The organism is Candidatus Eisenbacteria bacterium (assembly GCA_016235265.1).
Lineage (GTDB): Bacteria > Eisenbacteria > RBG-16-71-46 > RBG-16-71-46 > JACRLI01 > JACRLI01.
Map to the genome: position 1 here is coordinate 15,430 of JACRLI010000003.1, position 21,525 is coordinate 36,954.

The 21,525-nt window shown below is 70.2% G+C and carries 14 protein-coding genes; all 14 read right to left on the reverse strand.

Going from position 1 to position 21,525, the window contains the following annotated elements:
- Positions 1–113: 113 nt before the first annotated feature.
- Positions 114–1,145 (reverse strand): ATP-binding cassette domain-containing protein, encoded by a 1,032-nt coding sequence (locus tag HZB25_01655; protein MBI5835926.1) that lies wholly within the window; start codon positions 1,143–1,145, stop codon positions 114–116.
- Positions 1,146–1,386: 241 nt separating this feature from the next.
- The gene (locus HZB25_01660; protein MBI5835927.1) at positions 1,387–2,298 is read right to left on the reverse strand and encodes a hypothetical protein; all 912 of its coding nucleotides are present in this window, start codon (positions 2,296–2,298) and stop codon (positions 1,387–1,389) included.
- Between the two features lie 132 nt (positions 2,299–2,430).
- On the reverse strand, positions 2,431–4,545 hold the full coding sequence (locus HZB25_01665; GenBank protein MBI5835928.1) for an Ig-like domain-containing protein: 2,115 nt from the start codon (positions 4,543–4,545) through the stop codon (positions 2,431–2,433).
- Between the two features lie 159 nt (positions 4,546–4,704).
- Complete coding sequence (locus HZB25_01670; GenBank protein ID MBI5835929.1) at positions 4,705–5,562, reverse strand: sugar ABC transporter permease; 858 nt, start codon at positions 5,560–5,562, stop codon at positions 4,705–4,707.
- A 17-nt stretch (positions 5,563–5,579) separates the two neighbouring features.
- Positions 5,580–6,401, reverse strand: a complete 822-nt coding sequence (locus HZB25_01675) for a sugar ABC transporter permease (protein ID MBI5835930.1) — start codon at positions 6,399–6,401, stop codon at positions 5,580–5,582.
- Between the two features lie 70 nt (positions 6,402–6,471).
- Positions 6,472–7,728 carry an extracellular solute-binding protein gene (locus HZB25_01680; GenBank protein MBI5835931.1) on the reverse strand — a complete coding sequence of 419 codons (1,257 nt, stop codon included), beginning with the start codon at positions 7,726–7,728 and terminating at the stop codon, positions 6,472–6,474.
- 100 nt (positions 7,729–7,828) lie between these two features.
- The gene (locus HZB25_01685; GenBank protein ID MBI5835932.1) at positions 7,829–8,098 is read right to left on the reverse strand and encodes a glycogen-binding domain-containing protein; all 270 of its coding nucleotides are present in this window, start codon (positions 8,096–8,098) and stop codon (positions 7,829–7,831) included.
- A 334-nt stretch (positions 8,099–8,432) separates the two neighbouring features.
- Entirely contained in the window at positions 8,433–10,229 is a 1,797-nt protein-coding gene (locus tag HZB25_01690; protein MBI5835933.1) for a carboxypeptidase regulatory-like domain-containing protein, read from the reverse strand.
- Between the two features lie 35 nt (positions 10,230–10,264).
- On the reverse strand, positions 10,265–10,432 hold the full coding sequence (locus HZB25_01695; GenBank protein MBI5835934.1) for a glycogen-binding domain-containing protein: 168 nt from the start codon (positions 10,430–10,432) through the stop codon (positions 10,265–10,267).
- A gap of 212 nt (positions 10,433–10,644) precedes the next feature.
- Positions 10,645–12,834, reverse strand: a complete 2,190-nt coding sequence (locus HZB25_01700) for a glycogen-binding domain-containing protein (protein ID MBI5835935.1) — start codon at positions 12,832–12,834, stop codon at positions 10,645–10,647.
- Between the two features lie 71 nt (positions 12,835–12,905).
- Positions 12,906–14,630, reverse strand: coding sequence for a hypothetical protein (locus HZB25_01705; protein MBI5835936.1), 1,725 nt, complete (start codon positions 14,628–14,630; stop codon positions 12,906–12,908).
- On the reverse strand, positions 14,627–15,571 hold the full coding sequence (locus tag HZB25_01710; protein ID MBI5835937.1) for a hypothetical protein: 945 nt from the start codon (positions 15,569–15,571) through the stop codon (positions 14,627–14,629). The genes HZB25_01705 and HZB25_01710 overlap by 4 nt, the downstream gene beginning before the upstream one ends.
- Positions 15,568–16,881, reverse strand: a complete 1,314-nt coding sequence (locus tag HZB25_01715) for a hypothetical protein (protein MBI5835938.1) — start codon at positions 16,879–16,881, stop codon at positions 15,568–15,570. Before HZB25_01715 ends, HZB25_01710 begins: the two co-directional genes overlap by 4 nt.
- A 237-nt stretch (positions 16,882–17,118) precedes the next feature.
- On the reverse strand, positions 17,119–21,354 hold the full coding sequence (locus tag HZB25_01720; GenBank protein MBI5835939.1) for a T9SS type A sorting domain-containing protein: 4,236 nt from the start codon (positions 21,352–21,354) through the stop codon (positions 17,119–17,121).
- Between the last annotated feature and the right edge of the window lie 171 nt (positions 21,355–21,525).

Consider the following 21,525-nt stretch of genomic DNA (forward strand, 5'->3'; position numbering starts at 1 on the left):
ATGTAGCACGGCCGGGCGCCGCGCGGGCGTCCGGCCGTGGGATCGTACGGATCTCGTTGCCCCGATCGGGCCGCGGGCTCGCGCCACTGTCGGAGCGGGACCGGGCCGCGGGCTCAGGCCGGGTTCATCCGGGCGCCGCTGTCGCGGTCGAACCAGTGCGCATCGGGCCAGTTCCATCCCAGCCGGACCTGCTGGCCCACCACCGGCGGGGCCTCGGAGCGCACCACCCACACCCACGCCTCGTGCCCGAGGTGTTCCACCCACAGCACGTCCGCGGGCATGCCCGTGTCACCCAGTCGCACGCTCTCCGGTCGCAGGCCCAGGCGCAGCCTGGTGCCCTCGGGCCAGGCGGGGCGTCCGGGAACGTCCACCGGCGTGCCCGCCGCCACCAGCGCGCCGCCGCTGGCCTCGCAGTCCACCATGTTGATCTGGGGCGAGCCCAGGAAGCCGGCCACGAACGCGTTCGCCGGGTGCGCGTAGATCTCGTCGGGGGTGCCGAGCTGCTGCAGCCAGCCGTCCTTGAGCACCGCCACGCGGTGGCCCAGCGACATCGCCTCCACCTGGTCGTGCGTGACGTACACCATGGTCACGCCCACGCGGGCGTGGAGCTGCTTGATCTCGGAGCGCATGCGCAGTCGCAGCTGTGCGTCCAGGTTGCTCAGCGGCTCGTCCAGCAGGAACACCTGCGGCTCACGCACCAGCGCGCGTCCCAGCGCCACGCGCTGGCGCTGTCCGCCGGAGAGGGCCCGCGGGCGTCGGTCCAGGTACTCGGTGAGCCCCAGCAGCCCGGCGGTGGCGTTCACGCGCCGCTCGATTTCGGGGCCCGCGATCTTGCGCACCTTGAGCCCGAAGCTCAGGTTGTCGCGCACCGACATGTGCGGGTACAGGGCGTAGTTCTGGAACACCATGGCCACGTCGCGCCGGCCGGGGGCCACGCCCACCACGCTCCTGCCGCCGATGCGGATGTCGCCCTCGGTGGGCTCCTCCAGGCCGGCGAGCAGCCTCAGCACCGTGGACTTTCCGCACCCGGACGGGCCGACGAGCACCAGCAGCTCCCCTTCCACGGCGGCCAGGTCCAGCCGGTGCAGGACCGGGACGCCGGGCTGGTAGTCCTTGCGCACCCCAACGAATTCCACCGAAGCCATGGGCCCTCTCGCGGTCAGGAATCCAGACACCGTGCGGCCGCGCCGCGCGAGGCGGCGGCCGAAATCCGTGAGGCCCCAGAGTAGACCGCGCGCGCGAGCGTGTCCACCCCGCAGCCCTCCCGGCGCCGCGAAACAGCCATGAAACACGGCCGGGGTGTGCCCCCGAAAACACCGCGGGCCCCCTCCCGCAAGGGAGTGGGCCCGCGATTGGGGCATGCCGTCGCAGCGGCAGGGCGCCCGACTACTTGTAGAGACGCTTCAGACCGCCCCAGGTCGAGCCGGAGACCGGGGTGACGTTGCAGCCGACGAGGAAGAACTGGTCGCCCGCGATGCCGCCGAAGTTCACGACGCGCGGCTCGCCCAGATTGCAGGTGCCGGCAGGCAGGGGGCCGAGGACCTGGTTGGCCAGGTAGTCGTGGCCGCCGCCGTTGATGAACGCGCACACCTTGAGGCAGGTCGGGTCGCCGATCAGCGACAGCGGGATGGCGAGCTCGATGCCGGTGCCCACGCCTGCGCCGAGCGAGGCGGAGCAACCGCCGTCCACGCCGGCGACGTTGCTGTTGTTCAGCGTGAGCTGGATGCCGTGGTCGGTGCCGCCGGAGAGCACGCCGCTGCTGGCCGCGCCGGTGGTGCCGAGGTAGTCGCCCAGGCCGCCGCCCGAGGTGAGCACCTCGGCGTAGTTCGCGTAGATCGCGTAGCCGCTGCCGTTCCAGCCGCCGGTCACGCCGATCCAGTAGTCCGCCTCGAAGCCGGTGTCGAACATCAGGCCATTGCCGCTGCCGTCGTCACCCATGCGGTTGAGACCGTTGTAGTCCACGCCGGGGTTGTCGTTGCGCAGCTTGTTCTGTCCGCCGCCCTTGGTGTCGAGGAAGATCTCGAGCTTGTTGAAGTTGGACTCGAGGTTTCCGCCCAGGAACAGGTACAGGCTGTTGCACACGATCACGCCGTAGGCGTTGTCCAGCTCGGAGCCGTTGGCGTAGTCCACCACGCCCAGGGAGTTGTCGCCGAACTGGGTCTGGGTGTTCTGCACGGACACGGCCGCGCCGTAGATCGCGTCAAGGGTGCCGTCGATGGTCGGGACGGGGCCGCACACGGCAAACGCCGAGGACGCGATCAGCGTCAGGCCCAGGAGCACGCTGGTGACAAGTTTCATGTTGCGAGACCTCCAGTTGAAGGAACCCAGTGACAGAAAAATGTGCCGTAACGAGTATATCAGTTCCACATAAGACGTCAATTGGGACCCGGGTGGTGGACCCCGCGGTCCACCACCCTGTCCCGCAACGACTTACCGGATGACCACCATCCTGCGTTCCTGCACCTCCGCGCCGGCTCGGAAGCGGTAGAAGTAGATGCCGCTGGAGACGGACTTGCCCGAGGCGTCCCGGCCGTCCCAGTTCACCGACTGCTCCCCTCCCGTGATCCGGCCCCGGAACAGGGTGCGGATCAGCCGGCCGCTGGCGTCGTACACACCCAGCTCCGCGTCGGTCGCCACCGAGGCCATGAAGCGGATGCGCGTGGATCCGCTGAAGGGGTTGGGCGAGTTGGGCAGCAGGCGGAACCGGCCCCCCCCGTCGCCCACCGCCGTGACGCTCACGCAGCCCTGGCCGAAGATGCCCGGCGGCGTGATCACGATCGGGCCCAGCGTACCCCCCACCGTGTCGTAGGCGGCGTCGTTGAGGAACACGCTGCGGTCGTTGCCGCACTCGTAGAAGTGGGTGCCCAGGCTGTCCACCAGGTACTTGAAGCCGACGTTCTTGAGCGTGCCCGCGGGGAACCGGACCGTGAGCGTCCAGCGGCGGTCCGCGGCGGCCGAGTCGGGCGAGACGCCGTCGTCGGCGAGCGGCGTGACCGACGGCACGTTCCAGTTCAGCGGCAGCTGGGACCCGTTGACGTAGAGCGGGCCGGTGCCGGCGTCGCAACGGAAGATGACGTCCATCGGCTTGTCCGTGAAGTTGGACGGCGCGATGTCCTTCCACCACACGCTCAGCGTGTCGATGGGGTTGCCGCACGCCAGCCGGTACACGTGGTGCATGCCCTCGTACTCGGCGCAGCGGTGGTTGAACTCGTAGTCAACCTGGGTGGTGTCCGGCGTGGCGCCGCACACCTGGGTGCGCGCGAAGTCGAGCGTGGTGGTCCACACGCTGTCGCCGGCCGCGGCGTCGCCGTGGGTGCCGTCGTCGTGCATGTGGAGGCGGCAGACCGGATCCCACTGCAGCGGGCTCATGCTGCCGATGATGGTCAGCGAGTCGGGATTGGTGCCGTCGGTGCGCAGGTGCAGCGACATGTTTACGGTGAACACCAGCCGCCGGATGCAGAAGCAGCCCACGTTGGTGGTGCCGTTGTTGACGATGAGATTGCCCGCGCGGTCCTTCACCCCCGTGACGAGCACGGTGTGCGTGGCGCCGAGCGTGAGCGGCGAGGCGAACGTGAGCACCACCTGGGTGCTGTCGGGGGTGCCGCGCACCGCGGCGACGGGCACGGTGGCTCCGTCCAGCAGGTAGTTGGATGCGGCCTGCGCGGTGGCCAGGTCCACCACCTCGCTGAACTGCACCGTGGCCTCGGTGTGGCTGCCGGTGTAGCTTGGCGCGACCGCCGGCGAGTTGGACCACAGCACGGTCGGCGGGACCGTGTCCACGGAGTTGTCCGGGATCCCGTTGCCGTCCAGGTCGTAGGCGATGTCCGTCGGGGTGTCCAGGGTCGAGCTCACGCCGTCGGTGCCGCCCACCTGGTCGGTGCCGCACAACTCGTCTCCGGACTCGCCGCCCAGGCCGCCCGCGGGATCCACCTGCGGGACCTTCACCAGGGCCCAGCCGGTGCCCGCCGCCACGCGGACGTGCCCGTTCGAGTGCGCGGACAGGTCGGTCCACGGGATGGCGATCTCCACCAAGCCGGTGCCGTGGCCGCCGTCGGTGTTCTTGTCCTTCACCCCGAAGCGGCCGCCCGCGTAGCTGGAGGTGGTGCCGGCCGGCGTGATCCGGCGCAGCCTGGGGTTGCCCCCCAGCACCGAGCCCCACTGCATGTTGTAGGCGCCGAACACGAAGTCCGGGTCCCAGCCGGGCATGGTGAAGCCCTGGTAGAAGTCGCTGTTGGTGGCCCCGGTGGTGATGCCGTCGGAGTCGATGTAGACCAGGGCCGCGTTGTTCCAGGCGTTCACTTCCACGCCCACGTAGAGTGAGTCGGCGTCCCAGGTCACCAGGATGGACTGGGGATTCCCGTCGTTGCCCCACGGCGCGATGGTGTTCGAGCAGCGGCGTTCGGTGGCGATGTCCCACTCGCCCACCCCCCACGTGCCGTCGGCGTTGATGTGATTGTACGGGACGGCCTGCGCCGCTCCCGCGAGCAGCCCGAAGGCTCCCACGAGAAGTGCGCACAGCGTGCGGATGCTCGGGTGTCGGCTCATGGTGGCTCCTCGCTGTCGGGGCACGAGGGCGGCCTGGCGGCCGGACGCGCGCCGTGGTGCTGTTGGAGGTGCGAAACGACGCTTCCGGGGATTTGAGAAACAGTATACCAGATAGGATATCTTGTTGTCAATAAAGAGTCTGCGCTGGCCCCGCGGGGCTCAACCCTTGACCCCGCCCAACGTTAGGCCCGAGATCAGGAAGCGGTTGAGGGAGATGAACAGCACCACCACCGGCAGGCACACCAGGAGGCTCCCGGCCGCGTAGTTGGCCCACTCGGTCTGGAACGTGCCGGCCAGGCTCTCCAGGCCCAGCGGCAGGGTGAACAGCTGCGGGCGGGTCAGGATGACGCGCGCCACCATGAACTCCGACCACGAGGCCATGAAGGAGAACAGCGCGGTGATGGCCAGGGCCGGGGCGGCCAGCGGCAGGACCACCCGCACGAAAGCCCCCCACGGGCCCATCCCGTCAATGAGCGCGGCCTCCTCCAGGTCCTTCGGCAGCGTCTCGTAGTAGCCCTTCATGGTCCAGACGCAGAAGGGCATGGCGGTGGCCACGTAGGCCACGCCCAGGCCCAGCATCGAGTCCAGCAGGTGGACCCTCTTGAACAGCACGTAGAGCGGCAGAAGCAGCATGGTGGCCGGGAACATCTGGGTCATCAGGAAGGCCTGCAGCCCGGTCTCCCGCCCCCGGAACCGGTAGCGCGAGAATGCGTACCCGGCGGTGGCAGCCAGCGCGATGCTGACCAGCGTCACGGCCGCCGCCAGCAGCACGCTGTTGCGCAGCCACAGCAGGAAGGGCTTCTCGAACAGGATGACGCGGAAGGAGTGCAGCGTCGCGTCCGGCGGGATGATGGCCAGCGACGTGGAGTACAGCCGGTCGGCGGGCCGCAGCGCAATGCCGAACACCTGCAGCACCGGGTACACCGCGATGGCGCAGAAGACGAGCAGCACCGCGTAGGCCGCGAAGTCGCCGGCCCGGCTGCCCCCGCGGGAAGTCCGACCCGCCCTGCCCGCCACCGCGTTCCGTCCCTTTCTCACGCGCCCGCCTGCCGCTTCTGGGTCCGCGCGGTCAGCAGCAGGAACCCCAGCAGGATCAGGAACACGATCACCGAGAACGCCGCGGCGTAGCTGTACCGGTTGTACGCGAAGGCGCTCTTGTAGATATAGGTGTTCAGGATGTGCGACTGGTCGGCGGGGCGGCCGCCCTCGGTCACCAGCCACACGATGTTGAGGTTGTTGAAGGTCCACACCACGCCCAGCACGATGGCGGGCGCCAGGATGGGCGCCAGCATGGGCAGGGTGATCCGGGTGAGCTTCTGGAAGGCGGTGGCGCCGTCGATGTCGGCGGCCTCGTACATCTCCTGCGGAATGCTCTGCAGGCCGCCCAGGGTCACGATCATCATGAACGGGAAGCCCAGCCACACGTTGGTGAGGATGGGCGCCACGAAGGCCCAGAACGCGTCGGAGAGCCACGGCACCGGGGCCAGGTGCAGCAGCCGGGTCAGCATCAGGTTGATGGCGCCGTACTCGTAGTTGAACATCCCCTTCCACGTGAGGGCGCTGATGTACTGGGGCACCGCCCAGGGCAGGATCAGGAGCGCCCGCATCACCGCGCGCCCCGGCAGCGGGCGGTTGATGAGGATGCCCAGCATCACCCCCAGGGTCACGTGGAAGAACACGTTCACCACCGTCCACACCAGCGTCTTGGCGAACACCGAGTAGAACGAGGGGTCTGCGAAGATGGCGCGGAAGTGCCTCAGGCCCACGAACTCGGTGACCTGGAAGTGGTACAGGCTCATGTTCCGGAACGCCAGCAGGAAGTTGTACAGCAGCGGGTAGAACACCACCGACAACATCACCACCGCCGCCGGGGCGACGAGCAGGTACGGGAATGAGCGGTAGGGCCGGCGAGCCACGGATGCGCTCCTACTCCTTCATCAGCCGGATCTGCTTGAGGGCCATGGCCTGCATGTTCTTCGCCGCGGAGTCCGGGGAGGTCTGCCCGTTGAGCACCCGCTCCATCTGCGGCCGCATGGCGTCCCAGATGGCGCGCATCTCGGGCACCACCGGCATGCGCCGGCCCAGCGAGTACGCGGCGCGCGACTGGCGCAGGAACTCGTCGGACTTCACGAAGGAGTCCTGGTAGGCCGCCGTGGCGCTGGGCAGCGTGAGCAGCGCCCGCGCGTTCTCGGCCTGCACCCCGGGGCCGGTGAGGTACTTCAGGAGAGCCACCACCGCGGGCAGCGAGCCCTTGGGACAGTTCCGGTTGATGGAGTAGCCCTTGGATGCCGTCATGGGCGCGCACCAGTTCCCGGTGGAGCTCACCCGGGGCAGCGGGGCGATGCCGAAGTCCACGCCTGCGGCGCGATAGCCCTGCCACGACCACGGGCCGTTCACCAGGAAGGCGGCCTTGTTCTCCTTGAACAGCGTCTCCATCACCTGGTAGTTGCACTCCTGCGGGATCACCCGGTGCACGGTGCGCAGGTCGGAGAGGAAGCGCAGCGACTGCACCATGCCCGGCGAGTCCAGCGTGGGCTGGTTGCGCGCGTCCATGACCCAGCCGCCGTAGCCGGCCAGGAACGGCGCCAGCCAGAACGGTTCCACCATGTTGAGCACGAGCCCGTAGGTGCCGGGGGCGCCCCCCCTGCCGGGCACGGTGGCCCGGCGCGCCATCGCGATCAGCTCGTCGGTGGTCCCGGGGGGCCGGGGCGCCAGCCTGCGGTTGTAGATCAGCACCAGGTGGTTGCCCATCTGGTCCGGCGCGTAGTAGAGGTGCCCGTCGAGCGTGTCCAGGCTGGCGGCCTCGAAGCCGGCGAAGTAGGCCGGCCCCAGCCCCTCGACCTGCTCCAGCGGCTGGATGATGCCCATGACCGAGAACGGCCCGACCTGGTCGGAGGGGCCGAAGACGATCTCCGGGCCCGAGCCGCCGTTGGCCGCGGTCTGGAACTGGGTGCGCAGCGTCTCGGTGTCGTAGTTCTGGTGCACGATCACCACGTTGGTGTCGCGCTTCATGAACTCGGCGATGTGCTTCTCGAACTGGGCGCGCTCGGGCGGGTCCATCTGTTCCCAGACGGTGATCGTCACCTTGCTGCCGGGGGCCCTCCCGCACCCTGCCGCGAGCACCAGGGCCCCGGCCACCGCCGCCGTCGCCACCACGCGCGCCATCGCCCACGCCAACCGCATTCGCACTCCTCCTGGGATGAGGCCCGTCCCGGCCGCCGGGCATGGGCCGCGGCAAGGGCCGGGGCCCCGGGATCACCGGCCCGGCCCGCGTCTCCGCCGGCTACGGGACGTTGACCACCGAGTTCGAGCCGCCGAAGCCGTCGTCCACCTTCTCGCTGTTGGACGGGTCTTCCTTCCACTTGGCGCCGCCGTCGAGCACGAACTTGTAGGTGTGCTTGCCCGGCTGCAGCGTGATCACGGCGGTCCACACGCCGTCCTGAAGCCGGCAGGCGGTGGCGGCGTCGTTGGGGCTCCAGTTGTTGAAGTCCCCCGCCAGGGTCACCGAGGCGGGGTCCTTGCCCAGCGCCGTGCGGGCCGCCTCCGCGGACATCGTGAAGCGCCAGCCTCCGTCCACCTTCACCGGGGCGCCGACGGCCGTGGCCTTCACTTCCTCCAGCACCGCGTCGGTGAGCTCCACCTGCAGCGCGCCGCCCTCCAGCCGCTTCACCGAGACCGCCGTGGCGGTGAAGGTGCTCTTCCTCCCCGCCTGCACCAGCCATCCGGACACGGCGCCCCTGCCCGACTCGGCCTTCAGTTCGAGCTTCTCCGCCTGCAGGGTCTGCGTCTTCGGCGCGTCGGCCGCGGCGCACGGCAGCGCCGTGGCCAGCATCAGGGCCGCGACGGCGGGAATGAGCCGGAAGTGCCTCATGGATCGGTCTCCTCGTTCATCGGGGCGCGCGCCAGGCGGTCCGGCGCGGGGCTCCCGGGGCCAGTCTCTCGATGGTGAAGGTCAGGCTCTGCTCGTCGAGCGTGAACCGGTAGCGGCCGGGGGTGAAGGTCACGCACAGGTTGCCGCCCACGCCCGGCGTGTGCGTCACGCCCGAGGTGAGCCCGCCCGCGGGGCTGAGCGCCAGGCAGTTGTTCTCGTCCCCGCCGTAGCCGTCCCGCGTGGCGCTGCTGTCCACCACGAATTTCAGGAACTTCTCCCCGGCCTTGACGCTGTCCACGGTGACCTGCCAGCGGCACGTGCCCAGCCGGGTCATGTGCGGCGAGCGGGACAGGTCGAAGGACGGGAACTGCGCGAAGTTGCCGGTCAGGATCATGCTCGTGTGCGCCCGGGAGACACAGCCCACCACCGCGGTCAGGGCCAGCGTTCCGATGTCGGCGGCCTGCCCCGCGGTCACCGTGACCCCGGTCCTGCTGGTGTCCCGGTAGCCCACCGCGGCCACGCGCACGTCCACGCTGCCCGGCGGGATGCCGGGGACAGCGAAGGCCTGGCTGGCGGCGCCGGCGGCGGTGCTGTCCGCGCCCAGCTGGTTGGCGGTGCCCGCGGCGAAGACCCTCACCGAAGCCCGGGCGCCCGCGGCCGGGGTGCCCGGGAACAGGACGTGCCCGGTGACCGAGCCGGGGTTGGCCACCACCAGGCGTTCCACCAGCACGGTGCCGGCGGACTCGTCCAGCGTGAAGCGGTAGTTCCCGGCGTCCGGGAACGTGACGCACAGGGCGGTGCCGGTGCCGCTCACCTGGCGCACCGGCGTCAGCAGCGTGTCGTGCGTGACGGTGAGACAGCGCCCCTCGTCGCCGCCGTAGTCCTTGGGGTTGTCGAAGGCGCCGTCGGTGACCATCTTGAAGTAGTGCTGTCCGGCGGTGACGCTGTTCACCGTGCCCTGCCACACGCAGCCGGCGATCTTCGTCATCTGCGGCGAGCGCGCCAGGTCGAAATTTCCGTACAGGTCGGGGTTGAAATTGCCGGCGAGCTGGATGGTGTGGAACTGCGAGGCGCAGCCGGTGCGCAGCACCGTCGGGCCCAGGTCCACGGTCTGGCCGGCCGCCGCGAGCACGCCCGCGCGGACGGTGTCGAGGTAGCCGGGGGCGGCGAAGCGCACGTCGTAGCGGCCGGCCTCGAGGCCCTCGAAGACAAACGACTGGGCGGTGGTGTCGGACGCGGCCACCGTCTGGGTGCCCGCGAGGAGGGCCGTGACGGCCGCCTTCAGCCCCGCCGGGGGGGAACCGCCGAAGGCCACGCTCCCCCGGAGGGTGGCCGGCTGCTGCACCACCACCTCCTCGATCCGGAAGGTGAGCGCCTCCTCGTCGAGGGTGAAGCGATAGTTGGCGGCCTTGGCAAAGGTGACGCAGATGGCGGTGCCGGAGCCGCTCACCGCGCTGATCGTGCCATTGAGCGCCGGGCGGCACACCTCGTCCGAGCCGTAGTCGAGCGGGTTGTCGAAGGCGCCGTTGGTGACGAACTTGAACTTGTGCTCGCCGGCGGTGACGTTGAGCACCGTGGCCGTCCACACGCACCCGACGGCGGTCATGGACGGCGCCGCGGTGAGACTCCAGCCGTTGAAGTCCCCCGCCACCTGGATCTTGGTGAACTTCGACTTGCAGGTGGGTCCGCCCCCGCCGCCGGTGGGCGTGAGCAGGGAGCGGTTCGGGGCGCGGTCGCAGTGCAGCAGCGAAAACGCGCACAGGAGCGTGGCGATCGCCAGGTTCCGGGTGGCAGGCCGCATTCTCGGGTTCATGCGCTCATCCTCGATTCCCGCGCGCCGCGCGGGCGTCACTTCACGATCAAGAGGGAATTGAACCCGCCGTAGCCGTCGTCCACGCGCTCCGGATTGTTCGGGTCTTCCTTCCAGTTCACTTCGTCGACCTTGAACTTGTACTGGTAGCGTCCCGACGGGAGTTGCTCGGTGCGGCTCCACACGCCGTCGGCGCCGCGGGTCATCTCGCCGATCCGGAACGAGCCCGTCTGTGCCTGGCCGGCCCCCCAGTTGTTGGCCGGCCAGCGGCGGCAGGCGGCGCTTGATGAAATTGAGCGAGCCGCAGCCGGCGGAGGCCGCCAGCCCGGCGAGGAGGGCCACGGCGACCGCGGTGCGGAGGCCGCGTGAAGCGCGGAGGCCGCGTGCGGCGCCCCGGCAGTCGCGAAAGACCCCCATGCTAGAACCTCACCACCGCGCGCAGCTGGATGCGGCGCTCGTCCTCGAGCGCCTTCTCCGCCGCCGGGATCAGCCGCGCCAGGCCCAGGTAGTTGTCCTGGGCGTTGGCCCCGTTGGCGCCCCTGGCGAACAGGAACAGGTCGCGCCCCACGTACGCATACTCGTTCACCGGCGGGTCCAGCACGAAGGGGTCCACCCCCAGCGAGCCCTCGAAGCTGATGGTGGGGCTGAACGCGTAGCTCAGCCGCAGGAATTGGTCCACATAGCCGTGGCCCAGCTGCAGCACCGGGTCGTCGTACTTGGCCCAGCGCATGTCCCAGTAGAGCTGCGTGCGCGAGCCGGCCTTCAGGGTGGCCTGGAACAGGTTCTCCATGTACTTGGGCCGGGTGTCGAAGGAGACGCAGTTCCAGGTCCCCTGCCAGCGGAGGTTCAGGCGCCCGTCCCGCAGCACGTCGGCGGAGAGGGACGGTTTCCAGCTGACCACGTTGTCGCCGCCCAGCATCACCAGGCGGTCGTAGGACACCCGGTGCTCCCCGGTGTCGAGCCAGAAATTGCGCCGGTCGAACCAGAACTGGTGCAGCCACGGCGTGTTGTCCGCGTAGTGGAACACCGAGTAGTCCAGCGCCAGCCGGGCCGCCAGCCGGCGTCCTCCCGGCCGCTGCCACTCCCGTTCCAGCAGGGCGGTCCAGTCCGACACGCGGTTGGACAGGTCGGGGATCTCGCGCAGCGAGTCGCTGTAGGCCTTGGCGCTGTCGTTGCCCAGGGCGTAGACGTGCGTGGCATGCAGTTCCCAGCCCAGCGCGGCGCGCGCGCCGCCGAACAGCGGGCCGGACCACTCCAGCTTCGCGCGGTGGTCCCGCGCCAGGCGGAAGTCCTGTGGCAGCACGCCGGGCTGGACCACGGTGCTCCAGATGGTGGAGTCGTTCCGGCTGAAGAAGTACGAGCGGGACACCGAGCCGGAGGATCCCGTGTCCAGGATGTTCCGACCGAAGAGGTATCCGCCCCGCACACGGTGGCCTCCGCGGGCGTAGTCGGCGTCGGCGCCGGCCGCCCACCAGCGCTCGATGGCCTGGGTGGCGGATGTGATCCGCTTCTCGATGACCAGCCCCGTCGAATCCATGACGCTGGGCTCGGCGATGACCGCGAGCCCGGGGTTCTGGCCCCGGTCCAGGCGGGCGTTGAGGCCCAGGGTCAGGCCCGGCTTGAGCTCGCGGGCGGCGCGAACCGCAAGGACGTTCTTGGCCTGGTCGCCGAAGCTGCGCTGGTAGTCCGCCGCGAACGCGGGGCCCACGAACCGGGGTGTCCCGGGACCGAAGTACACCACCAGGGGAACCACCGCCAGCGTCGGCCGGCCCGTGCCCCCCGGCTGAAAGTTGTCCGCGTAGAGCAGGCGCACGTCCGCGCCGAGGAGGGTCCGGCGGGCCTGCATCCCCTGCTGCCGGTATCCGAATGCGTGGCGGTAGATGCCGATGTTGCCCACCAGGCCCAGCGGGTCGCCCCAGGCGGGGATGGAGTCGTTGTCGAAGGCCAGCAGGTCGATCTGGTCGGTGTGCAGCCGCAGGGAGCCGCGGTCGAAGTTCAGGCGGGTGCGGAAGAACTGCACCCCGTCGTACTCGCTCTGGATGTTGGTCAGGACGCGGGCGTCCAGCACGTCGCTCATCCGCGCGGCGAAGTTCACATCCAGGTCGAACGTGGGCCGGCCCAGCTCCATGCGGTTTTCGTCCGCGGGGTTCTTGCGCGAGATGTACTCGGTGATGAACCGTCCGCCGATCACCAGCTTGGGATTGAGCGGGGTGTTGGAGGTGGCGGCCTGTGCCTGGAGCTTCCCGTCCGCGGTGACGCGGACCACGGAGTTGCCGAACTCCCCGGCGGTGACCTGGTTGTCCGGGTCGGCCAGCCACTGCCCGTCCACGTAGAACTTGTACTGCTGCTCGCCGGCGGGGAGCTTGAGGGTGACGCTCCAGGTGTCGCCCTCCCGGATCATGGGGTTGGCGCCGTTGTTCCAGCTGTTGAATGCGCCCACCCAGAACACCTTCTCCGCTCCCGCGTTCACGTACGTGAAGCGGATGCCGTCGGCGGTCACCGACACCTCGGCGCGCGCGGGCGCCGCCGCGGAAATCACGAGTGCGGTCAGTGCCGCCAGCGCGGCCGCCAGGAGGCCCAGCCTGCCGGGCACTTTCGCCAGTTTCATTCGGAGGTCCCCCGCCGCGCGGCCCCGGAGGGTCCGCCGGCCCAGCGTCCCGGCCGCGTCGCGCCCGGGCATCAGAATTTCCCCTTGAAGTACACCTTGATGAGATCCCGCTGGAAGCCGTTGCCTTCCAGGTTTCCGTCGTCCACCGGACGCGAGCCGCCGCCGATCCAGCCCGGGCCGTACTCCACGAACAGGTCCATGTTGCCCGCCGGCCGGTACTGGAGCTGGGTGAACAGGATGCGGCGCAGGCCCGTGGGGTCGTTGCCGAACATCAGGCGCGAGTACACCTTGGTCTTCGCCCCCACGTTCACGCTGGTCTCGATGCTGGCGAGCTGCTTCTCGAATTCGGTGGACAGGTTCTTGATCTTGCCCTCGATGCGCAGCCACGCCAGGCGGCTCTCCACCTGCAGCTCCGCGTAGATGTCGTCGTTGCGGTCCTCCCGCTCCAGGCCGCCGCCCAGCTGGTCCACGGTGCGGTGCCGCCGGTAGAACACCTTGCCGGTGAACCCGTTCACGAATTCGATGTAGGCCTCCGAGTACCACTCCTTCACCTTGCGCCGGAGGCTGGCCCGCTTCTCGTACTTGAGGAAGTTGTTGGTGAAGGTGATGGCGCGCGCCGGCATCAGGTACCAGGTGTTGATCAGGAAGCCCCGCTCGTCCCGGTTGGAGTCCCCCAGCCGGTTGTCGAACAGCGGTCCGCGCAGCCAGCCGATGGGGGCCACGTTCAGGTAACCCAGCGTGGGATTGCCCAGCTTGAGCGAACGGATCTCCCCCACCCACACGCCGCGGTCGCTGAGCGGGATGCCCAGGAACTTCCGGCGCAGCACCGGCTCGGCATAGGGGTGGTGCGCCCCGGACTCGTCCACGGTGTAGTCGCGGACGCTGTCCGGCGCCACCGGCCCGGGACCGGCGGTGCTGCTGGCGGCGTACTCCAGCGAGAAGTCCATGTTGCGCCAGGTGAAGCGCAGGTCGGCGCCCAGGACGTCGGCGTGGCTGTTGGTGCCCTCCCCGGGCTCATTCTCCACCTTGCGGTTGGCGGTGAAGCCCAGCCGCAGCTTCTTGTCCAGCAGTTCCTGGCGCGCGCGGATGATGTAGGCGTCGTCGGTCTTGGACGCGTCCTTGCGGTTTCCGGTGGGGTCGAACTCGCCGCTGAAGTCGCTGGCGATCACCGTGGCGTTGAATCCGTCGAAGAACCGCAGCGAGTCGATGCGCACGCCCTGGGCGTTGCCGCCGTTGCTGGGCGGATCGAAGTCCACGACCTTGATCAGGTGGTTGTCCACCCAGAAGCGGTTCTGCCTCGAGAAGAGGTAGATGTCGGCGGGCCGGCTGCCCAGCTGCAGGCGGTAGCGCAGGTGCGCCTCGCGGTACTGGAACACCGGCCGCTCGCTGCTGTTGTCCGAGGGGTGCCACCGGGCGCCGAACTTGAGGTACGCCTCCACGCCCACGCGCGGCTGGCTGAACAGCCACATGTCCGCCCGGCTCTCGGTGTCCTGGTTGTTGGAGTCGAAGTTCCACGGGTAGAGCCGGTCCTGCTTGCGGACGTCGAGCATCAGGTTGTACTCGCCCTCGAGCGTGGTCCCGGCGCGGACGGGTGCGGGCCCCAGCGGCCCTCCGGCCGGGGCCGACTGGAGCGCGACGGCGCACAGTCCGGCGAGGCACGCCCGGAGCGCGACGGCGCGCAGTCCGGCGAGGCACGCCCGGAGCGCGGCGGCGCGCAGTCCGGCGAGGCACGCCCGGAGCGCGGCGGCGCGCGTCCCGGCAGGACGCGTCCCGGGGATGCCGGAGACCGCCCTCACGGTTGCGACTCCTTCCGCCCGAAGGGCACGCGCAGCGAGGCGCGGTACGAGATGCCCAGCGGCTGGTTGGTGAGGAAGCCCAGGTCCACCAGGAAGGCGCGGGACTTCACGCTGATGCCCCCGGCGGCGTCGGAGCCGGTCAGGCCCGCGCGCATGGCGAAGCTCTCGTAGAACCAGATCTCCGCTCCCAGGTTCACGTGGGCCTTGCCGTCGGTGGCCTTGCGCAGGTCGAAGGCCACGGTGGACTCGCGGTCCCAGCGGTAGGCCGCGCCGAGCTGCCACAGCACCGGGAGGCTGGTCCCGCCGGCCTCCTCCCCGGTCAGGTTGAAGGCGGGCGCGCCCAGGTTGCGGACCACGGCGGCCAGGCTGATCTTCGGGGTCACGAACACCAGGGCGCCGGCGTCTGCGGCCATCTTGGTGGCCGAGCCAAAGTCCACGGTGGCGCCGGTCTCGGGATCGGGGTAGGTGGGAAACGACAGGCGCGCGATCTTGAGCGCCGCCCCGAGGCTCACCCGGACCCCGCCGCCCCCGCGGTAGATCTCGCGGCCCGCGCCCAGGGTGTAGGTGTCCTCGTGCAACGCATCGGCCACCGCGACGTGGTGCCACGAGGCGGCCGCGGTGCCCGGCCCGCCCGGGAGCGCCACGCTGCCGTAGCTGGAGGTCAGCCCGGGCACCGAGTACGGCCGGGAATAGGTCAGGGCCACCTCGCCCCGTCCCAGGGTCGCCAGTCCGGCGGGGTTCCAGTACAGGGCGCTGGGGTCGTCGGCAATCGCGGTGTAGGCCCGCGCGAACCCGATGGCGCTGGAGCCGACGTCGCTTTCCTCGAACCACGCGCGGGCCGGGCCCGCCGCGGCGAGCAGGCCCGCGGCCACCAGCGCGAGCACGATCCCGGCGGGCGCGCCGGCTGCGGAACTCCCACGCCCGCGGACGCGCGCGCTCACCGCACCACCACCACGGGCGCCACCACGCGCGCCAGCTCGGGCTCCAGCACCACCCGCACCAGGTAGATGCCGCCGGGCACCAGGGCCCCGCCGTCGTCGCGGCCGTCCCACGTGTCGGCCGCCGTCGAGGTCTCGTTCACCTTGCGTCCCTGGGAAGTGTAGAGGTCGCGCACCTTGTCCCCGCGCATGTTGTACACGGACGCCGAGAGCACCAGCGAGCGCGAGCCGGCCTGCTCCAGGGTGAGCTTCGGGGAGACGTCGAACGCGAAGTGGGTGACCTGGCCCCGGCCGGGCGCGAAGGAGGGTCGGGTCACGAGGAGCTTCTCGATGCGGAAGCGGATGGGCGCGACCGGCGGCTGGACCAGGAAGCGCACCCGGCTGCGCACGTTCACGCCGAAGTCCGGCGGCGCGGGCTGGCCCGCGGCGTTGCCCGCGGAGTCCACCTCGAGGTACGCGAAGTTGTCGATGGTCTCCTGCACCCCGGAGTCCACCTGCAACCCGCCCAGGTTGTCGGGCGCGGCGTCGGGGCCGCCGGTGCCGTCCGGGCCCGCGGTGATCACCGCGGCGTAGCGCAGCGTGTCGATGCCCGCGGGCAGCACGGTCACCGTGTCCCCGCGCTGCGGGTCCACGCGGCGCTCGAGGCCCGTGGAATCGGGGTAGCCCAGGAACTTCCACCACGGGATCGCGAACACCATGGAGCGCCCCGGGAGCGTGCCTGAAAACGACGCCGCGCTGCGGAACGCGCCGGCGGTGGTGGCGGTGGCGGGGCTTTCCGCGAGGGCCTGGTTGGGACCGAGGATGGAGACCAGCTGCGGCGTGGTGTTGCCGTCCCAGGTGGCGAGGAAGAGATCGGGGCGGAAGCCGTTGTCGAACACGAAATTCCTGCGCCAGGTGTTGAGCCCGGTCATGCGGCTGAGCCCCTGGAACGGCCGCCCCTGCTCGTCGTTCACCCCGGGGTAGGCTCGGCCGGTGTCGAAGAACACGATCATGTTGTTGGCGCTGATGACGCCGTCGGCCGCCACGTAGATCGAGTCCCCGTCCCAGGTCAGGTGGATTTGGACCACCTCGTTGTCCTGCCAGCGGGAGTCGTGATCGGACTCCTCGGGCGGGACCCGGGTGTTGTCGAAGGTGATCTCGTCAGGCTCGAAATCGACGGAGTAGCCGTCCACGAGGATGCGGCCGCGCAGGTGGCGGGCGGTGACCGCCTGGGCCAGGGAGGCGGCCAGTGCCAGCAGCAGGCACACCGCCGCGGCCAGACGCCACGGGCGCGGGTGGTGCGGGGAGCGGTGCGGCCGGTCGAGTGTGGGCAAAGTTCCCTGGCACCCCGGGAGCGGGCGGCCCGCGTTTCCGCGGGCGGCGCTCCATGAGGTTCGGACGTCCCTATGCGTGCCCCGAATCCTGGAACCGCCGGCCCGCGCGAATCGGCCCGGCGGGCGGCCCCGGGGGTGAACGCTGCGTCCGGCATTCTAGAACAACCGGGACCGGGACGAAAGCGCCGAGTTGGCTCCCGAGTTGGCCCCGGGCGGGAGCCAGCCCGGCGCGCCGGATCAGCGGGAGAGCACCATCTTCCGAATCAACCGCTCCCCTCCCAGCGTCAGCCGGTAGAAGTACACGCCGGAGCCGGCCCGGGCGCCGCCCGCGTCGGATCCGTCCCAGGCGAGAGACTGCGCTCCCACTCGCGCCGGTCCCCGCGCCAGGGTCCGCACCAGGCGGCCCTGGGTGTCGTACACGCTGAGTTCCAGGTCCTGGCCCGCGGCCCCCGCAGGCACCACGAAGCGGATCCGCGTCCCCGCGCCGAACGGGTTGGGGGTGTTCTGGAGCAGCGCCAGGCGGGTCTGCGCGGGCTCCCCGCCCACCTCCACCGGGGCGCCGGTGAAGGCCAGCGTGGAGTTGGCCACGATGGTGTTGGGGTTGCAGGCGGTGTCCCTCACCGCGCTCACGCGCAACGTGTAATCCAGCCAGGACTGGCGCGAAGTGGTGAGTTCCACCGCGCTGCCGGAGGGCTGCAGCACCGCGGACTTGACCGTGAGCGTCTGCTGCGGATCGGAGGTGCGGTAGATCGAGTAGTTGGACGAAGCCTGCGCCGTGGCCGGGTCCAGACGCTCGGAGAACGAGACCAGCACGGTGGAGTCGTTGGACGCGGAGGCCGAGCCCAGCGTGGGGGCCACCCGGTCGGGCAGCGTGGGATAGCCGCTCCCGGTGGCGTCCACGGTGAAGGTGTACCCGCGGTCGATCACCGGCAGGGCGGCCGAGATGTTGCTGGGGGCCACGTCGCCGCCCAGCTGCTCGCCGGTCCCGTTCCACGCCAGCGCCGCCGAGATGGAGATCTTCGCGTTGGCCGGCACGCGCCCCGCGCCCAGGCCGTACAGGACGTTCCAGGGGATCGCCAGCTCGCTCCCGCCCCCGGAGCCGTAGACGTGCTGGGAGTCGAAGCCCATCAGCACCGCCGAGCTGGAGTCCACCGCATGCGTGGCGGACACGATCTTCCAGAAGTTGTTCGCGTCGAACGCCCCCTGGTCCTGGTAGCAGCCGTACTGCCAGTCGGCCTTGAAGCCCGGGGCGGTGAACTGGGTCTTGCGGTTCCACACGTCGATATTGCGCAGGTCGGCCTGCCCGTTGGCCCCGTTGGGGTCGGTGTCCACGTAGATGAGCCACGAGTTGTGGCTCACGGTGCCCGCCAGCCCCAGGTACAGGTACGTGGAGTCCATGCCCACCAGCAGCGACTGGATCTCGTTGCTGGACGTCCACTGGGAATCGTTGGAGTCGCGCACCGCCACCGCGCACTGGGTCCACTCGGCCAGGTTGACCCAGCCGTCCACGGTGATCGAGGTGGGCGGCCCGTACGAGATCATCTTGTTGTCGGTGTGGAGCACCTGCAGCACGCTGTTGCCGGCGGCGTCCTGCACCTCGCCGGTCGCGAGCAGCAGCCGCAGGTTGGTGTGGCTCAGGCCGGCGATGGCCGTGCCGACCGCGGGGCTCACGGTGAGCGCCAGCGTGGGCGCATCGACCGCGTTGGCCACGACGGTGGAGTTGTCGAGCGTGACTTCCGCGGTGCCGTCGTTGTTGGCGTCAACGGCGATGCCGGTGAACACCACCGGCGTGCGTTTCACCGTCTCGTTGAAGGTGATGCTGAGCTGGCGCGAGGCCGGGTAGTAGGTGGCCGAGGACACCTGCGGGGGGATCTGGTCGGTGAGGTGCGCGGCCAGGCTGTCCAGTTCCGCGATGTGGCCCGACAGGTCCGGCGCGGAGGTCACGCCCGCGAAGAGGTAGAACTCGAAGCTCTGGGTGCCCCGGATCTCGTCCCCCTTCATGATGCGCCCGGAGATCTCCTTCTGGTGCGCCGCGCCCCCGGAGCCCAGCACGAATGCGCCCGTGGCCCCGGTGTTGGGGTTGCGCTGGCCCATGTAGGCGGAGCTGCCCGGCCACACCCGGTCCATGCGCGCGTTCCACACCAGGTCCACCAGGTCGGGCGTCCAGCCGGCCTGGAGGTACTGGGTGGTGGAGCCCACGTTGTACACCGCGTCGATGTAGGGCTGGCCCAGCGTGAGGCGGAAGGTCTTGGTCACACCGTAGTGGTCCAGGGTCACCTGCACCGTGGTGCCGGTGGCGGTGTCCACGCGCATGTTGTAGGTGTCGTTCTGGTAGTTGGGACCCACGTCGCTGAAGGCGGCCACGTGGTTGCCGTCGTTGTAGTCGCCCTCGGTGCCGTACCAGTAGGCGTTGTCCACGCCGACCACCGAGAAGTTCTGGCTGCCCGGGCCCCGGGCGAACACCCAGGGCGCGCGCCCCCCGTTGCCCTCGAACACCGCCATCACCCGGTCGTTGTACATCACCAGTTCCTGGAACCCGTCGTGGTCGATGTCGCTGAAATAGGCGCCGGTGGGGTTGGCGTACATCCCCGCGGCCCAGCGCGAGGCCTCGGCGTACACGTTGGCGTTCTTCACGTGCGCCGAGTAGTTCTTCTCCCAGCCGCTGATCGGTCCGCCCAGGTAGTCGTGCCAGGCCTCCTCGTGCAGGTTGGTCATGAGCAAGCCGGCCTCGTTGATGTTGTTGACCGCCGCCGAGGAGAGGCTCGCCTGGGCGGTGTTCCACATGGTGCCGAAGTTGGCGCAGTTGCCGCCGCGCGACGGGTCGCAGCCGCCGCTGCCGTTGCCGCCGGTGATGTAGGGCACGTAGCCGGCCCAGTCGCTGTACCAGGCGTTGTTGCTCCCGCCGTACCCCGCCGTCCCGCCGATCGAGCCGTAGGTGCCGTAGGTCACGTTCATCGAGGGGTTGCCGGCGAAGTTGGGATTGTCCAGCGCGGCGTCCAGCTTCCACGTGTGCAGCCACGCGGCCTCGGCCTGGCACTTGTTGATCATCCACAGGTAGGTGCCGTAGGCGTACGGCATGTCGGTGGCCCAGTTGCCCATGCCGGCGGCCATCTCCCAGTCGTCGCCGTAGGTCACCAGGCGGAAGGTGCCCTGGCCCGAGCCGGCCAGCCCGGTGAGGATCGCCAGCGCGCCGGCGCCGTCGCCGGCGTGCAGCTTGCCGGTGAAATTGGAGTCCCTGAGGATCACGCGCAGGCCGGTGCCGGCCATGGTGTGGATCTGGTGGTTGTCGTAGCCCTGCCCGTGGATGTCGTCGTCGAGGATCACGGCGTTCACGCCGTGGCCGCCGAAGTTGTCCCCCATCCAGTCGGTCACCCCGCCGGTGGGTCCGCTGGTCGGCGAGAGCCACACCCGCTCGGGAATCCACGCCACCCGCGAGTTGTAGCCGTAGCGCAACTGGTTCATGGCCTTCTCGCGGTCGATGGACCAGTCGTTCATGCCGTTGGTGACGAAGGGCATGATGTGCTGGCCGTACGCCGAGGTCAGGATGCCGGCCCAGCCCTGCGTCACGCCTGTGGCGAGCCAGGCGTTCATGTCCAGCGCGTCGCCGGTGTTGTGGTCCCACAGCTGGGAGGTCTGCAGCAGCGGCGCCAGGTGGAAGTTGCCCGGGACGGCCGTGTTCTGGTGCAGCGAAAGGATCTCGTCGAAGCCGCTGGAGGCCTCGGCCCCCGACCGGCCGTGGAACACGTCGCTGTAGGACAGGCCCTGGTTGCCGTGGTGGGCGAACGCGCACGAGGCCTCGTACACGCGCGGCGCGGCGGGCACGACCAGCCGGTCTCTCACCGCTCCGCCGGCCACCGAGATGACGTGGAAGCGGACCGGCTGCGCCCCGGGCTCGCGGCCGGTCGAAGCCGCTCCCACCCTGCCGCGGAGCGACCCGGGCAGGGCGAAGGAGGCCGCCAGCACGTCGCGATCCGCGTCCACTCGGGCCAGCGTGGCGTCCAGGCGCTCCAGCGCGGCTCCGCGGGCGTCGTGACGGGCCGCCAGCGGCGCGGCGGGGGCTCCGCCCAGCTCCACGTAGGACTCCCAGGCGATGGGCGAGACACCCGCGAGCCCCAGCGGCAGGTCGGTGCGCCCGCCGGGGGCGTCGTCCACCAGCACCAGCACGCGCACGCCCTGCGCGGCGAAGTGGTCCCGCCCGTCTCGCGGGTCCACCATGCGCACCATGCTCACCCTGAGGTCCAGCCGGCCCGTCTCCTCGGTGGCGTAGAACGCCAGGATGTTGGCGGCCGCCTCGTCCGCGCTCCCCCCCGCCTTCACGGCGCCCAGGGCGAGCAGGGAGCTCGAGGGCCATGCCGCGCGGCCCAACAGCGGGTCGGCCAGCTTCCGGACCTGGGCGGTGGAGACATGCGAGAGGACGGCGACGAGGGAAATCACGGCGAGAGCGGTGGCGGCGGCGCGCCTCACGGCGTTCATGGGCAGGGCTCCTGGCGTCAGGGTACCAAGGTGCGTGCGTGGTCCAAGGGCGCCCGAGGCGCCCCGGATCCGGCCGTCACCCGGGGAGAGGCGGTCGGAGGCGGAAACTTGCGTAAATATTGTAGCCCAGGAGGGGCAATTCGGCAATCCGGTAGCTGGCGCCGCCGGACG

Coding starts and splice junctions, on each gene's coding strand:
- HZB25_01655 (MBI5835926.1), bottom strand. CDS start 1,145: ATGGCTTCGGTGGAATTCGTTGGGGTGCGCAAGGACTACCAGCCCGGC.
- HZB25_01660 (MBI5835927.1), bottom strand. CDS start 2,298: ATGAAACTTGTCACCAGCGTGCTCCTGGGCCTGACGCTGATCGCGTCC.
- HZB25_01665 (MBI5835928.1), bottom strand. CDS start 4,545: ATGAGCCGACACCCGAGCATCCGCACGCTGTGCGCACTTCTCGTGGGA.
- HZB25_01675 (MBI5835930.1), bottom strand. CDS start 6,401: ATGTTGTCGGTGGTGTTCTACCCGCTGCTGTACAACTTCCTGCTGGCG.
- HZB25_01680 (MBI5835931.1), bottom strand. CDS start 7,728: ATGCGGTTGGCGTGGGCGATGGCGCGCGTGGTGGCGACGGCGGCGGTG.
- HZB25_01685 (MBI5835932.1), bottom strand. CDS start 8,098: ATGTCCGCGGAGGCGGCCCGCACGGCGCTGGGCAAGGACCCCGCCTCG.
- HZB25_01690 (MBI5835933.1), bottom strand. CDS start 10,229: ATGAACCCGAGAATGCGGCCTGCCACCCGGAACCTGGCGATCGCCACG.
- HZB25_01695 (MBI5835934.1), bottom strand. CDS start 10,432: ATGACCCGCGGCGCCGACGGCGTGTGGAGCCGCACCGAGCAACTCCCG.
- HZB25_01700 (MBI5835935.1), bottom strand. CDS start 12,834: ATGAAACTGGCGAAAGTGCCCGGCAGGCTGGGCCTCCTGGCGGCCGCG.
- HZB25_01720 (MBI5835939.1), bottom strand. CDS start 21,354: ATGAACGCCGTGAGGCGCGCCGCCGCCACCGCTCTCGCCGTGATTTCC.